The 15,178-nt window shown below is 61.8% G+C and carries 11 protein-coding genes; 2 read left to right on the top strand and 9 right to left on the bottom strand.

Annotation, left to right across the window (positions count from 1 at the left end; translation table 11 throughout):
• Positions 1 to 4: 4 nt before the first annotated feature.
• The 5 genes from EIY71_RS14240 to EIY71_RS14220 form a co-directional block, all read right to left on the bottom strand.
• Positions 5 to 2,443: a TonB-dependent siderophore receptor gene (locus EIY71_RS14240; protein WP_102718888.1), complete on the bottom strand. Its 2,439-nt coding sequence runs from the start codon at positions 2,441 to 2,443 to the stop codon at positions 5 to 7.
• 201 nt (positions 2,444 to 2,644) lie between these two features.
• A complete protein-coding gene (locus EIY71_RS14235) occupies positions 2,645 to 3,616 on the bottom strand; it encodes a FecR family protein (RefSeq protein ID WP_134022051.1) in 972 nt (323 codons plus the stop codon).
• On the bottom strand, positions 3,613 to 4,131 hold the full coding sequence (locus EIY71_RS14230) for an RNA polymerase sigma factor (protein WP_102685714.1): 519 nt from the start codon (positions 4,129 to 4,131) through the stop codon (positions 3,613 to 3,615). The genes EIY71_RS14235 and EIY71_RS14230 overlap by 4 nt, the downstream gene beginning before the upstream one ends.
• A 110-nt stretch (positions 4,132 to 4,241) precedes the next feature.
• Positions 4,242 to 4,949, bottom strand: a complete 708-nt coding sequence (locus EIY71_RS14225) for a PolC-type DNA polymerase III (RefSeq protein WP_102718886.1) — start codon at positions 4,947 to 4,949, stop codon at positions 4,242 to 4,244.
• Entirely contained in the window at positions 4,946 to 6,886 is a 1,941-nt protein-coding gene (locus tag EIY71_RS14220) for a putative nucleotidyltransferase substrate binding domain-containing protein (RefSeq protein WP_129972192.1), read from the bottom strand. The genes EIY71_RS14225 and EIY71_RS14220 overlap by 4 nt, the downstream gene beginning before the upstream one ends.
• A 254-nt stretch (positions 6,887 to 7,140) precedes the next feature.
• On the opposite strand from EIY71_RS14220, the gene EIY71_RS14215 reads away from it, so the two are divergent.
• Positions 7,141 to 7,587, top strand: a complete 447-nt coding sequence (locus tag EIY71_RS14215) for a response regulator (protein ID WP_108563414.1) — start codon at positions 7,141 to 7,143, stop codon at positions 7,585 to 7,587.
• 263 nt (positions 7,588 to 7,850) lie between these two features.
• Here EIY71_RS14215 and EIY71_RS14210 read toward each other — a convergent pair whose 3' ends face one another.
• Positions 7,851 to 10,028 (bottom strand): malate synthase G, encoded by a 2,178-nt coding sequence (locus tag EIY71_RS14210; protein ID WP_134022049.1) that lies wholly within the window; start codon positions 10,026 to 10,028, stop codon positions 7,851 to 7,853.
• Positions 10,029 to 10,482: 454 nt separating this feature from the next.
• Between EIY71_RS14210 and EIY71_RS14205 the strand changes: the two genes are divergently transcribed.
• A complete protein-coding gene (locus tag EIY71_RS14205) occupies positions 10,483 to 11,001 on the top strand; it encodes a glycine cleavage system protein R (protein ID WP_011336250.1) in 519 nt (172 codons plus the stop codon).
• Positions 11,002 to 11,224: 223 nt separating this feature from the next.
• On the opposite strand, the gene rarD is transcribed toward EIY71_RS14205, so the two are convergent.
• The 3 genes from rarD to EIY71_RS14190 all read right to left on the bottom strand — a co-directional run bounded on the left by rarD (position 11,225) and on the right by EIY71_RS14190 (position 15,171).
• Positions 11,225 to 12,112: an EamA family transporter RarD gene (gene rarD, locus EIY71_RS14200; protein WP_007959831.1), complete on the bottom strand. Its 888-nt coding sequence runs from the start codon at positions 12,110 to 12,112 to the stop codon at positions 11,225 to 11,227.
• A 66-nt stretch (positions 12,113 to 12,178) separates the two neighbouring features.
• Complete coding sequence (locus EIY71_RS14195; protein ID WP_085609068.1) at positions 12,179 to 13,153, bottom strand: serine/threonine protein kinase; 975 nt, start codon at positions 13,151 to 13,153, stop codon at positions 12,179 to 12,181.
• A gap of 116 nt (positions 13,154 to 13,269) precedes the next feature.
• Positions 13,270 to 15,171 (bottom strand): PhoX family phosphatase, encoded by a 1,902-nt coding sequence (locus EIY71_RS14190; RefSeq protein ID WP_085609069.1) that lies wholly within the window; start codon positions 15,169 to 15,171, stop codon positions 13,270 to 13,272.
• Between the last annotated feature and the right edge of the window lie 7 nt (positions 15,172 to 15,178).

The following is a 15,178-nucleotide window of genomic DNA, read 5'->3' as shown; positions in this document are numbered from 1 at the left end:
GCGCTTACCACTTGTAGGTGGCGCTGGCGATGACGCTGCGCTGGTCGCCGTAGTAGCAGTAGAAACCGTCGCAGGTGGAAATGTAGTCCTTGTCGAACAGGTTGGTCGCGTTGAGTGCCAGCGACGCCCCTTTGAGGCTGTTGTCCAGACGGCCGAGGTCGTAATGCACGGCGGCGTCAAACACGGTGTAGGCGTCCGCCTTGCCCAGCCAGGTGTTGGCCTTGTCGCCGTAGGTGTTGCCGGTGTAGCGCACGCCGCCGCCGATGCCGAAGCCGTCGAGCACGCCGCTGTGCCAGGTGTAATCGGTCCACAGCGAGGCTTGCTGGTTCGGCATCAGTTGCAGACGGTTGCCCTTGTCGACGCCTTTCTGCACTTCGGACTTGGCCAGGGTGTAGGCGGCGATGACTTTCAGGTTGTCGGTAACGTCGGAGACGGCTTCCAGCTCCAGGCCTTTGACTTTCACTTCGCCGGTCTGGCTGGTGATGGTCACGTTGTTGACGATGGAGTTGACCGAGACGTTCTTCTGGGTCAGGTCATACACCGCTGCGCTGAGCAGGGTCTTGCTGCCCGGTGGCTGGTACTTGATGCCCAGTTCCCATTGCTTGCCCTCGGTCGGTTTGAACGAGTCGGTGGCAGTGGCATCGGCGCCGCTGGTTGGCTGGAAGGATTCGGCGTACGACAGGTACGGCACGAAACCCGAGTCGAACACGTAGCTGATCGCCGCGTTACCGCTGAACGCCTTGTCACGCTGGGTGTTGGTGGCGTCGCCCTTGTTGAAGAACTTGGTGCTGGTGTGCACCCAGTCTTCACGACCGCCCAGGGTCAGACGCCATTGGTCCAGGGCCATCTGGTCCTGCACGTAGAGGCCGCTCTGGTAGGTTTTCTGGTTGTAGTCATAGAACGCCGAGGAACGAGGTGGACGAATGATCGTCTGGCCGTAGACCGGGTTATTGACGTTGATGTCCGGTGCGGAGCCGAAGATCGAGGTGTAGTTGTCGTTGCTGCGCTGGTGATCGAGACCGAGCAACAGGGTGTGACGGATATCGCCGGTGGCGAAGTCCGCCTGGAAGTTGTTGTCCACGGCGAACTGGCTGATGTCCTCATCGACGTTGGTGGTGCCGCGGCCGACATTGCCCTGATCATCGACGGTGAAGCCGGCGAAGGATGGGTTGTAGCTGTTGACGGTCACCGTCTGGAACGACAGATCAGACTTGGTGTAACGCAGATTCTGTTTGAACTGCCATACGTCGTTGATGCGATGTTCGAAGGCATAGCCGAGCGCGTAGTAGGTACGGTCGTAGAAGTCGTAGTCAGGATCGCCCAGGTTCTTGTGATGGGAAATCTTGCCGAACGGCATGTCGATCTTGGTGCCCTGGATCGGGTAGAACTGGCTGGTGACACCGGTATCGTCGCGGGTGAACTGCGAGAGCAAGGTCAGCTTGGTGTCTTCGTCGATGTTCCAGGTCAGGCTCGGGGCGATGTTGTAGCGCTTGTTTTCGATGTGGTCGATCTGCGTGTCGCTGTCACGCACCACGCCGCTGATGCCATACAAAAACTGACCCGCTTCATCGATCTTGCCGGTGCTGGCGAAGTTGATCTGGCGGTGATTGTCGCTGCCGTACTGCAACTGGATTTCGCTGCTTTGCACATCGCTCGGGCGACGGCTGACCATGTCCAGCAGGCCGCCCGGCGGGGTCTGGCCGTACACCGAAGAAGCCGGGCCGCGCAGCAGGGCGAGGCGATCGAGGTTCCAGGTTTCCGGTTTCGGGTTGGCGTAGATGCCGCGTGGCAACGGCAGGCCGTCGAGGAATTGGGTCGGTTCGAAACCGCGCACGCGCAGCCAGTCGATACGGGTGTCGCTGCCGTAGCTGCTGGCGGTGATGCCAGGCATGTAGCGCACGGCGTCATCGAGGCTGTGCACGCCACGGTCGTCCATTTGCTGGCGAGTGGCGACCGAAATCGAACGCGGCGCTTCGACCAGCGCGGTGTCGGTCTTGGTGCCGGCGGCGGTGCGGGTGGCGGTGTAGCCTTCGACCGGGCCCCAGGCGCTTTCATAGTTTTCAACGCCGATCACCGAAGTTTCCGGCAGGGCCATCACGCCTTCCGGCACGGCGACCAGGGTGTAGGTGCCGGCGCTGCTCTGTTCCAGTTGCAGACCGGTGCCACGCAGGGCCGCGCGCAGGGCGCCGGCCGCGTCATATTGGCCGTTGACCGGCGCCGAGGTCTTGCCCGCCGCCAGCGACGGGTTCAGCGACAGCGTGAGGCCGCCCTGGCTGGCGATCTGGTTCAGGGTGGTCGACAACGGAGCCGCCGGCAGGTTGTAGGCGCGTACGCTCGACGCCTGTTCAGCGGCGATCAGTTGGCTGCTGGCCAGCGGGGTGCAGAGGGCAATGGCGACCGCCAGCAAACTGGGGCGCAACAAGGTGTCTAGCGAACGGGACATACGGCGGCTCCTGAATGGAAATATTTCTCAATTGCCTGTGTGCCGGACGAGATTCGAAAAGTGATAGGGCTGGATGAAAATAATTTCGATTAACGAACGACATTGCTGCACAAGTCAGCAGAAAGTCCGTTTTCATGGGGTGTGATGGGGGTTTCTGTCGCGACCTGCTCGCGACAGCGATTGCTCAGGAAGCGCTGAATGTCAGGGCTTCGGATCAGCCTTGGCCACGGTCACCCACCATGGCGTGTGCTGTTCGATCTGCACCGGCAGGGTCGGCAGCAGGGCGTTCAGCGCCTTGTCGGTGTCGTGCAGCGGGAAGCTGCCGGTGATGCGCAGGTCGGCGATTTCCGGCGCAATACCCAGATGGCCTCGACGATAACGGCCGAGTTCATGCACCAGGTCTTCCAGGCGCGCGTTGTCCACCACCAGCATGCCGCGGGTCCAGGCATCGGCGCCGGGGTTGAGCGCCACTACCGAATCCAGACCGTTGTGGCGGATCAGCACTTGCTGGCCTTCGCGCAGAATCTGCTCTTGCGGATCGGATTGCGGATGCGCCGCCACCGCTGATTGCAGCACGCTAAGGCGCGTGCCGGCGTCTTCGCGCTTGACCAGGAACCGCGTGCCCAGGGCGCGCATGCTGCCCTCGGCGGTTTCGACGATGAACGGCCGCGCATCGCCGTGACCGGTTTCGACGAGGATTTCGCCTTCCTGCAACACGATCAGCCGTTGCTTCTCATCGAAGCGGACATCCACCGCGCTGTGGGTATTGAGGTTGAGCACGGTGCCGTCGGCCAGGCGCACGGTGCGCTGTTCGCCGGTGGCGGTGCGTTGATCGGCGAGCCAGTAATCCAGCGGCAGATAACGTTCGCCGGCAAACAGCGCCAGACCGACCACCGCCACGACACTGGCCAGCCCGCTGCCCAGCTGGCGCACGCGGCGGCGGATGCCTTCGCGCGATTGCAGCAATGCGGTGCGTGCCGGGCCGTTGGCCACGCTGAAACGCTGGTCGAGCATGCCCAACTGGCGCCAGGCGCGAGCGTGTTCTTCGTTGGCCGCGTGCCATTTGGCGAACTCTTCGCGCTCCAGCGGCGTGCTGGAATCGAGGGTCAATTGCCAGGCAATCGCCGCGTCCAGCACATGGGCCGGGACCGGTCGGGAACTGGCCGGGCTCATGTCGGCTCACCGTACAGTGCGATGTAGCACTGGCGGATGCCCTGGGCCAGGTACTGGCGCACGCGGGGGACAGACACGCCGAGTTTGTCGGCGATCTCGGCGTGGGTCAGGCCGTCGAGGCGGTTATAGAGGAAAGCGGCGCGGGCCTTGGTCGACAGCTTGCCGAGCATGCGGTCGATGGCCTTGAGGTCTTCGAGGATCAGTTGCTGTTCTTCGACCGAGGGCTGTTCGCCCTCGGGGACCAGCATCAGTTCGGTCAGATACGCCTGTTCCAGCGCAGCCCGGCGGAAGTAGTCGAACAACAAGCCTTTGGCGATCGCCACCAGAAACGCCCGGGGTTCGCGCGGGGTCAGCAGTTCGTCGCGGCCGAGCAGGCGTACGAAGGTGTCCTGGCTCAGGTCTTCGGCGCGTTGCGGGCAAGCCACGTTGCGGCGCAGCCAGGCCAGCAGCCAGCCGCGGTGGTCGCGATACAACGCACCGACGAGCTCACTGTGAGGGCTTTGGGCTGAAGACACGACGACACCGACTGGGAAGTGTTAACTAACGAGAATTGTTCGCGATTGTGGCAGAGGTGGGAATGGTTAGCAATTGGCCACCGGTCGGGTTGTCGGGCGACAACCCGGATTCAGAACGAATGCGTCTGCTGGCGGCGTTTCCACTGACTCAGGCGTTGCTGCAGATTCAGCGGGCTCTGGATCTGCTGCTGGCGTGCCCGGCTGAACAGGATCAGCGCCAGTTCCGCCGTGGCCAGAGCATCGGCGCTCGCGTGGTGGCGTTCGAACACTTCGAGCTTGAACCAGTCAATCCACTCGTCCAGCCCCGCTTCGCGAATGTGCGCCTGCGGGCAAACCAGCGGGGCGATCTGCGCCACGTCGAGGAACACGGTCTGCAACTTGTGCCCCAGATGTTCCTTCAAGGCGCGCCCGAGCATGTGCTGGTCGAACGAAGCATGAAACGCCAGCACCGGACTGTCGCCGATAAACTCCAGCAGCTCGACCAGGGCTTCGGTGGGCTCGCTGCCGGCGGCAATCGCGCTCGGTGCCAGACCGTGAATCAACACGCTCGGGCCGAGTTTCAGCTCGCGGCATTGCAAGGTGCGTTCGAATTGCTGGCTAAAGTCGATCGCACCGTCCTCAATCGCCACCGCACCAATCGACAGCACCCGATCCTTGTTCAGGTTCAGCCCGGTGGTTTCCAGATCCAGTACCACCCAACGCTGTTCGCGGAGGCTGCATTCACGCAGCTCACCGATGGCCGGCAGTTTCGCCAGGCGCTGTTGCAGATCGTCCGGCACGACGGGACTGGCCGGACGCAGCCACGAAAACAGGCTCATAGCTGATACCGCAGGGTCAGGCTGCTTTGCAGGCGCTGGGCCTGGCGCAGGGATTCACGCAGGATGCGCCGGTCCAGATGATTGAGGCTGTCGGGATCGACCCGGTTCGAATACGGCAGGTTTTCCCGGGTCTGCAGTTGATGCTGCTGCATGCGCGTCTGCTGAATGAAGTGGTAAGCCTCTTCGTACGCGGCGCCATCCAGGCGGTCGATGACTTCTTTATCCACAAGCTGGCGGAAGCGTTCGAGGGTGTTGTTGGCATCGACGCCATGGGCCAGCGCGAGCAGGCGGGCACCGTCGACAAACGGGGTCAGGCCCTGAATTTTCAGGTCCAGCGTGGCTTTCTCGCCGTTCTTTTTCGTCAGCACGAACTCACGGAAACGCCCCACTGGCGGGCGATTGCGCAAGGCGTTCTCGGCCATCATTCGCTGGAACAGTCGGTTATCAGCGACCTGATCGAGAATTCCCCGGCGCAGTTGCTCGCATCCCTGTTCATCGCCCCAGACCACCCGCAGGTCGAAATAAATGCTTGAGCCCAACAGGTTCTCCGGCGTCGCCTCGCGAATGAACGCGGCAAAGCGTCGGGCCCATTCGGCGCGGGACAGGCACAGCTGCGGATTGCCGGCCATGACGTTGCCCTTGCACAGGGTGAAGCCGCATTGCGCCAGACTGTTATTGATCTGCTGGGCGATGGGCAGCAGCTTGCCGCGAATCTCCGCCGCGTGGGCCGCATCCCGCGCGTCGAACAGAATGCCGTTGTCCTGATCGGTGTGCAGGGTCTGCTCGCGTCGGCCTTCGCTGCCGAAGCACAGCCAGCTGAATGGCACACCGGGATCGCCTTTTTCGGCGAGGGTCAGTTCGATCACCCGGCATACGGTGTGATCGTTGAGCAGGGTGATGATGTGGGTGATCTGGGTCGACGATGCGCCGTGAGCGAGCATGCGCTCCACCAGTTGGCCGATCTCGCCGCGCAGGGTCACCAGTTGTTCGACCCGCTGGGCACTGCGAATGGTCCGCGCCAGGTGCACCAGATCGACCCGTTGCAGCGAGAACAGATCGCGCTCGGAAACCACGCCGCACAGGCGTCGATCCTTGACCAGGCACACATGGGCGATGTGCCGTTCGGTCATGGCAATCGCGGCGTCGAAGGCGCTGTGATCCGGCGACAGATGGAACGGCGAGTGCGTCATGTGCCGTTCGATCGGCTCGCTGAAATCGCCAACCCCTTCAGCCACTACATGGCGCAGGTCGCGCAGGGTGAAAATCCCCAGCGGCGCCTTGTGTTCGTCCACCGCGACGATGCTGCCGACCTGTTGTTCGTGCATCAGCTTCACCGCTTCGCGCAGTGGGGTGGAAGGGCTGCAGGTCACCGGATGGCGCATGGCCAATTCGCCGAGACGGGTGTTCAGCGAATACTGGGTGCCGAGGGTTTCCACGGCTTTCTGCTGGACTTGCTGATTGACCTGATCGAGCAGGCTGCTGACCCCGCGCAGGGCGAAATCGCGGAAGGTGTTGGAGAGGGCGAACAACTTGATGAACGCCAGTTTGTTCAGTTGCAGGCAGAAGGTGTCTTCGCCGGCCAGATGCTCGGTCCGGGTCGCCCGTTCGCCGAGCAGCGCGGCGAGGGGAAAACACTCGCCGGTGGTAATTTCAAACGTGGTTTCGGTGCCGCCCTTGGCCGTGTGCGGACGCTCGCCGACCACCCGGCCCTGCTTGACGATGTAGAAGTGTTCGACCGGCCCGTCGGCGGGTTTGATGATGCTTTCGCCCTGACCGTAGAAGCGCAGCTGGCATTGCTCCACCAGATAGGCCAGATGGGCGTGTTCCATTTGATTGAAAGGGGGGAAGCGCTGGAGGAATTGCAAAGTGCCCTGAATGTTCTGCAACACCGCGGTTTTCCCTGCCTGGGTGAAGGCGTCCGCTTTACTCATAACCATTACCGCAGTCTTTTTCGAATTGTTGTTGTCGGATCGTTGCAGCCATGGTCGACCCCATCGCGCGGGGTGCCCATTGGACGTAAGTCTAGGTTGGGCATGCCGTTGGGTAGTTTTCGGATATGCCCTACAAAATCAGTCGGAAATTCTTCGGTTCGCCCCTTGGAAAAAAATCCGACGAAGTGCACATTGAAGCTCTGCCCAGCGATGTCTGACCACTGTGCCAGGGGATCGATTTTGAAAACGTAGAGAACGCCATGTCCGACCACGATATTTTGAGCGACGCCGAGCGGGAAGCGCTCAGCGCTGTAATGCTCGAACCCGATCTGCCACCGCAGCGTGTATTGATCGTCGATGACGACAAGGACGCCCGGGAGCTGTTGTCGGAGATTCTGGGATTGGACGGTATCCGTTGCATGACCGCCGCCAGCGGCGAAACCGCGCTGAAAATGCTCGCGGAAAAACCTTCGATCGGGTTGGTGATCACCGATCTGCGCATGGGCAACGTCGATGGCCTGGAGCTGATCCGCCAGGTGCGCGAATCCGTCAGGGCGGCGATGCCGATCATCATTGTGTCCGGCGATGCCGACGTGAAGGATGCGATTGCGGCGATGCATTTGAGCGTGGTGGATTTTTTGCTCAAGCCGATTGATACCGCCAAATTGCTTGGACTGGTCAAGCATGAGCTGGGCATCGAGCCTTAACGCCAAAGCCCCCTCACCCTAACCCTCTCCCGAAGGGAGAGGGGACTGACCGAGGTGAATGTTAGAGATACGCCGACCTGAAATATTGAGTCGAACTCAGGTTCTGAAAAGCCCCCTATTTGCTCCCTTTCCCCCTCTACCCCTTGGGGAGAGGGTTGGGGTGAGGGGGCGATCCAAAGCCCTTCACCAATCTCAAATTCACGAGCACAAAAAAAGCCCTGATCAAAAGATCAGGGCTTTTTCATGTCCGGCATCAGCGCAGGTTAAAGGCCGTTGGCAGCCTTGAACTCGCGGCGACGACGGTGCAGGACCGGCTCGGTGTAGCCGTTCGGCTGTTTGGTGCCCTCGATCACCAGTTCGATCGCCGCCTGGAAGGCGATGTTGCTGTCGAAGTTCGGGGCCAGCGGACGGTACAGCGGGTCGTTGGCGTTCTGACGGTCCACCACCGGCGCCATGCGCTTGAGGCTTTCCATCACTTGCGCTTCGGTCACCACGCCGTGGCGCAGCCAGTTGGCGATGTGCTGGCTGGAGATACGCAGCGTCGCACGGTCTTCCATCAGGCCGACGTCGTTGATGTCCGGCACCTTCGAGCAACCCACGCCCTGGTCGATCCAGCGCACCACGTAACCGAGAATGCCCTGGGCGTTGTTGTCCAGTTCGTTCTTGATCTGCTCCGGGGTCCAGTTCGGGTTGACCGCCAGCGGGATGGTCAGGATGTCATCGACCGAAGCGCGGGCACGTTTGGCCAGCTCGGCCTGACGGGCGAACACGTCGACCTTGTGGTAGTGCAGCGCGTGCAGCGCAGCGGCGGTCGGCGACGGAACCCAGGCAGTGTTGGCGCCGGCCAGCGGGTGAGCGATTTTCTGTTCGAGCATCGCCGCCATCAGGTCGGGCATCGCCCACATGCCTTTACCGATTTGCGCACGACCTTGCAGGCCGGTGCTCAGACCGATATCGACGTTCCAGTTCTCGTAGGCGCCGATCCACTTCTCGGCCTTCATGTCAGCCTTGCGCACCATCGGGCCGGCTTCCATGGAGGTGTGGATTTCGTCGCCGGTGCGGTCGAGGAAACCGGTGTTGATGAACACCACGCGCTCGCTGGCCGCCTGGATGCAGGCCTTGAGGTTGACCGTGGTACGGCGTTCCTCGTCCATGATCCCGACTTTCAGGGTGTTGCGCTTGAGGCCCAGCACGTCTTCGATGCGACCGAACAGCTCGTTGGTGAACGCCGCTTCTTCCGGGCCGTGCATCTTCGGTTTGACGATGTAGACGGAGCCGGTGCGGGTGTTCTTGCGCGAAGTGTTGCCGTTCAGGTTGTGCATCGCCGCCAGGCAAGTCACCAGACCGTCGAGGATGCCTTCCGGCACTTCGTTGCCGTGCTTGTCGAGGATCGCGTCGATGGTCATCAGGTGACCGACGTTACGCACGAACAACAGCGAGCGGCCGTGCAGGGTCAGTTCGCTGCCGTCGACCTTGGTGTAAGTGCGATCCGGGTTCATGGTACGGGTGAAGGTCTGGCCGCCCTTGGACACGGATTCCGCCAGATCGCCCTTCATCAGGCCGAGCCAGTTGCGGTAGATCACAACCTTGTCGTCGGCATCGACGGCAGCGACGGAGTCTTCGCAGTCCATGATGGTGGTCAGCGCCGCTTCCATCAGGATGTCTTTGACGCCGGCGGCATCGGTCTGGCCGACCGGGGTGCTGGCATCGATCTGGATTTCGAAATGCAGGCCGTTGTTTTTCAGCAGGATCGCGATCGGCGCATTGGCGTCGCCCTGGAAGCCGATCAACTGAGCTTCGTTGCGCAGGCCGCTGGTGCTGCCGCCCTTGAGGGTGACCACCAGTTTGCCGTCAGCAATCTTGTAGCCGGTGGAATCGACGTGGGAGCCGTTCGCCAGTGGCGCGGCTTCGTCGAGGAACGCACGGGCGAAGGCGATGACTTTGTCGCCACGCACCTTGTTGTAGCCTTTGCCTTTTTCCGCGCCGCCGGCTTCGCTGATGGCGTCGGTACCATACAGGGCGTCGTACAGCGAACCCCAGCGGGCGTTCGAGGCGTTGAGGGCGAAGCGGGCGTTCATCACCGGAACCACGAGTTGCGGGCCGGCGGTACGGGCGATTTCGTCATCGACATTTTGCGTCGTTGCCTGGAAATCAGCCGCTTCTGGCAGCAGATAACCGATCTCTTGCAGGAAGGCTTTATAGGCCACGGCGTCGTGCGGCTGACCGGCACGGCTCTGGTGCCAGCCATCGATACGAGCCTGGAAGTCATCGCGTTTGGCGAGTAGGGCTTTGTTCTTCGGCGCCAGGTCGTGAATGACCTTGTCGGCACCTTCCCAGAATTTGTCGGCGGTGAGGCCGGTACCGGGAATGGCTTCGTTGTTCACGAAGTCGAACAGGACTTTGGCGACCTGCAGGCCACCGACTTGAACGTGTTCAGTCATTGCTTGCCTCACTCTGCTCAGCTATTTCGCTTTTCAGCTCTTCAATTTAACAATGAAGCCTCTGGCCATTTAAACCACAAACCCCTCGACCAGTACATGCCATCGCTGGCGGCTGGGCTGGGACCAATCAACGGCTTGGGGGCCTTGCTGACGGGGCTTTCAGGGTTGCGAACGTGCCTTGGGCAGACATCGATCCAGCGTTATGTAGTGCGCGCTGCGGCATACTACATGATGAGTTGCGGTTGTGAAAATCAGACTAATTACGTCGTTCTGCGACCCCATGACGCATTGCGGTCACGGCGCGGAACGGGATGTTCTCAAAAAACCAATGGATTGTTCCAGTTAAATATAAAAAGTTGTACACGATTTGTGATTTCGAGCGTCTGAGGCGTCTGTCGAACGCTTGCCTATACTTGCTTTTCTATAACAAAAGTCATGACAAGAGGGCTGCGCCATGGATCACCTCGTACTCACCGTCTTCGCACCGGACAAGCCCGGGCAGGTCGAGCGCATCGCCCAATGTATCGCCGAACACGGCGGCAACTGGCTGGAAAGCCGCATGTCACGCATGGCCGGGCAGTTCGCCGGGATCCTGCGGGTCGGCGTGCCAGCGGAGGCTTACGACGAATTAGTCGATGCCCTACAAGCTTTGTCGGCACAGGGCATCCGCGTGCTGGTGGCCGAAAGCGGTATCGAGCAGGCCTGCACGTGGAAGCCGATCGCCATGGAGCTGGTGGGCAATGATCGTCCGGGCATCGTGCGTGACATCACCCGGTTGCTGAGCGAGCAGGGCGTAAACCTGGAGCGGCTGGTGACCGAGGTGCGCCCGGCACCGATGAGCAGCGAACCGCTGTTCCACGCCGAGGCGATTCTGGCGGTGCCGCTGACCCTGTCGCTGGACGTGCTGCAATCGCGCCTGGAAACCCTGGCCGATGACTTGATGGTGGAATTGGTGCTGCGCACCGACCTGTGAAGAGGGATCGGGTTATCCAGTTTAAACGTGCACCTGCCTGTGGATAACCTGTAGAGACTGACCGCCAAGCCACGTCCGCCGTGGCTTGGCGAAGATTGATCAAAAAACCGCCAGCATTCAGTAACTTGCGCACAAACGGCGGGGATCACGCTGTGGATAACCTTGGGAAGGAACGATACAGGCCACGAGAACCGTGGCCTGCGGAGGTTTGTGCGTTTTTTGATCAGCTGCGCCGGCGCAGGCTCAGCCACGCATCGACGCTGTACACCGCCAGACCGGCCCAGATAAACATGAAGGCGATCAGCGTGCTGGACGACAAGTGCTCACCGAACAGCAGCACGGCTTGCAGCAGTACCAAAGTCGGCGCCAGGTATTGCAGGAATCCGAGGGTGGTGTAGGGCAGGTGCCGTGCCGCCGCGTTGAAGCAGACCAGCGGCACCAGCGTCACCGGACCGGCCGCCACCAGCCACCAGGCTTCGGAGGTGGTCCAGAACTCGGCCTGAGCACTGGTCGCGGTCGGATTGAACAGCAGCCACGCAAGGGCGATCGGCACCAGCATCCAGGTTTCCACCACCAGCCCCGGCAACGCCTTGACCGGCGCCTGCTTGCGGATCAGCCCGTAGAAACCGAAGGTCAGCGCCAGCACCAGCGACACCCACGGCAGACTGCCGACCTGCCAGACCTGCTGCGCAACGCCGACCGCCGCCAGACCGACCGCCAGCCACTGCATGCGCCGCAGGCGTTCGCCCAGGATCAGCATGCCAAGCAATACGTTCACCAGCGGGTTGATGTAGTAACCGAGGCTCGCTTCCAGCATCCGGCCGTTGTTCACCGACCAGACGTAGGTCAGCCAATTGGCCGCGATCAAGGTGCCGCTCAGTGCAAGAATCGCCAGGCGTTTCGGGTTGTCGCGCAGCTCCTGCCACCAGCCGGGATGCTTCCACACCATCAACAGCAGCGCGCCGAACAGCGCCGACCACAGCACCCGGTGGATGATGATTTCCACCGCCGGCACTTCGGCGATGGCTTTGAAGTAGAGCGGGAACAGTCCCCAGATGATGTAGGCGCTAAGGCCCAGAATGTACCCGCGACGCGGGTTGGCGGCTTGCATGCAGAATCCTTGCTTAGGCAGCTAACAAAGCAGCGATTGTACGGGCAGTTGTATAGACGTGTCGTGTCAGAAAAGCTTCAACGGCTCTTCGTTCAACGCCGACAGTTGCTCACGCAACGCCAGTACCTGATCGCCCCAATACCGCTCGCTGCCGAACCAAGGAAAGCTGCGGGGGAACGCCGGATCGTCCCAGCGTCGGGCCAGCCACGCGCTGTAATGCATCAGGCGCAGGGCGCGCAGCGGTTCGATCAGCGCCAGTTCACGCGGGTCGAAGTCATGGAATTCGTTGTAGCCGTCCATCAATTCCGACAACTGTCCCAGACAATCCTGACGATCGCCGGCGAGCATCATCCAGATGTCCTGTACCGCCGGCCCCATGCGGCAGTCGTCGAGGTCGACGATGTGGAACATCTCGTCGCGGCACATCATGTTGCCGGGGTGGCAGTCGCCGTGCATGCGGATGTTCTGGTGCGGCGTGTTGGCGTAGACGTCTTCCACACGCTTGAGCAGGTCGCGGGCGACGGACTCGTAGGCCGGCAGCAGGCTCTTGGGAATGAAGTTGCCTTCCAGCAGGGTGGTCAGCGAGTCATGGCCGAAGTTCTTCACGGCCAACGCTTCGCGGTGCTCGAACGGTTTGGTGCCGCCGACCGCGTGCATGCGCCCGAGCAACTGGCCGAGGCGATACAACTGGTCGAGATTGCCCGGCTCCGGCGCCCGGCCACCACGACGGGGAAACAGGGTGAAACGAAAACCGGCGTGTTCGTGCAGGGTTTCACCGTTGTGGATCAACGGCGCCACCACCGGGATTTCGACGTCGGCCAGTTCGAAGGTGAACTGGTGTTCTTCCAGGATAGCTTCGTTGGTCCAGCGCTGCGGGCGATAGAACTTGGCGATCAGTGGTTCCGAGTCTTCGATGCCGACCTGATAGACGCGGTTTTCATAACTGTTGAGCGCCAGAATGCGCGCGTCGCTCAGGAAGCCGATGCTTTCGACGGCATCGAGCACGAGGTCTGGGGTGAGGGTTTCAAACGGGTGGGCCATGCTGACTCCTGCGCGCAGCAGGCTGCCGCGTCCGGCTCAGCATGGTAGCGCAGACGGGCTGTCTTGAGTGGGATCGTTCCCGCGCAGCGCACGGGAACGATCAGAGCGTCGCCCGATCAGGCGCCGACGATCCCGCCATCCTCACGGGTAATCGCCATCACCGATGAGCGTGGCTTGCCGTTCGGCAGGTGCTCGGGGAAGGTCGAACCGCCGTTCTCGCCCGGGTGCTGAATCCCGACGAACAGGGTTTTCTGATCCGGCGAGAAACTGATCCCGGTGACCTCGCAACCGATCGGCCCGACCATGAACCGGCGAATTTCACCGGTTGCAGGATCGGCGCAGAGCATCTGGTTGTTGCCCATCCCGGCGAAATCACCGGCGTTGCTCGAGTCGCCGTCGGTGAGAATCCACAACCGTCCGGCCTTGTCGAAACCGAGGCCGTCCGGGCTGTTGAACATGTTCTGCGGGGTGATATTCGACGAACCGCCCTTCGGCGTCCCAGCGTGGACGCCCGGGTTGCCGGCGACCACGAACAGATCCCAGGCGAAAGTCTTCGACGCGTGATCGTCGCGGTCGGTGCGCCAGCGCAGGATCTGACCGTAGACGTTCTTCTCGCGCGGGTTCGGCCCGCCCACCGGTTGGCCGTCTTCGCCCCGTTTGGCGTTGTTGGTCAGGGTGCAATAAACCTGGCCGTCTTTCGGGCTGACCACGATCCATTCCGGACGGTCCATGCGCGTGGCGCCGACCACACTGGCTGCCAGACGTGCGTGAATCAGCACTTCAGCCTGATCGGCGAAACCGCTGCTGGCGTCGATGCCGTTCTTGCCGTGGGTCAGTTCGATCCACTGACCCTGGCCTTTCGGATGATCCGGATTGCCGTCGCCGGCATCGAACTTGGCCACGTACAGCGTGCCGTGATCGAGGATGTCGCGGTTGGCTTTGGCGTTGCGGTGGTTGATCTTGTCGCGGCTGACGAATTTGTAGATGAACTCGCCGCGTTCGTCGTCGCCCATATACACCACGGCGCGACCGTCGTCGGTCTCGGCCAGTGCGGCGTTTTCATGTTTGAAGCGGCCCAGCGCGGTGCGTTTGACCGGGGTCGATTGCGGGTCGAACGGATCGATCTCCACGACCCAGCCGTGACGGTTGAGCTCGTTGGGGTTCTTCGCCATGTCGAAGCGCGGATCGAACGGATGCCAGTTGATCTCGCGGCTGGCGGCCGACACGCCGTAGCGTTTCTGCGCCGGGTCGAACTGTTGCTGGGCGTTGCTGCTGCCGAAGCAGTCGGTGAAGTTCTCTTCGCAGGTCAGATAGGTGCCCCACGGCGTCTTGCCGTTGGCGCAGTTCTGGAAGGTGCCGAGGACTTTCTTGCCGTGCTTGTCAGCGCTGGTTTTCATCAGCTCGTGACCGGCGGCCGGGCCGCTGATGCGCAACGGCGAGTTACCGTGAATGCGCCGGTTGTAGCGCGAGCCCTGGACGAACTGCCACTGGCCATTCTTGCGCTGCACCTCAATCACCGACACGCCTTCGCAGGCCAGGGCCTTGCGCACGTCCTCGGCCGATTGCGGCATGCCGCCGTGCGGATAGAGGTAGCGGTAGTTGGTGTATTCGTTGTTGATCGCCATCAACGCACGGTTTTTCTCGCCCGGGAATTCAAACAGGCTCATCCCGTCGTTGTTGTCGCCAAACTGCACTTCCTGCGCAGCCGCTGTGCCGTTGCCGCTCGGGTCGAAGGCCGGGCCGTTCTTTTGCAGCGGCTGACCCCAGCTGATCAGCACCGACGACTTGTAGCCCTTGGGCAGGCTGATGGTGTCGGTGGTGGCCGCCGGAATGCTGTCGAAGCCGAGCAGACGGCTGTTGCCGGCGCTGACACTGGCGGCCAGCACGCTGCGGCTCAGCAGGTTGCCGCCGAGGAACATCGCCGCGCCGCACAGCGCGCCGGCGCTGATGAAACCGCGACGGCTCAGGCCGACCATTTTTTCCAGGTCTGTGGATTGGTTTTCTTCTAATAGGCTCACATCAGGC

It is taken from the genome of Pseudomonas sp. CH235, from assembly GCF_004368175.1.
Taxonomy (GTDB): domain Bacteria; phylum Pseudomonadota; class Gammaproteobacteria; order Pseudomonadales; family Pseudomonadaceae; genus Aquipseudomonas; species Aquipseudomonas paraglycinae.
This window is presented reverse-complemented; position numbering and strand designations above follow the sequence as displayed.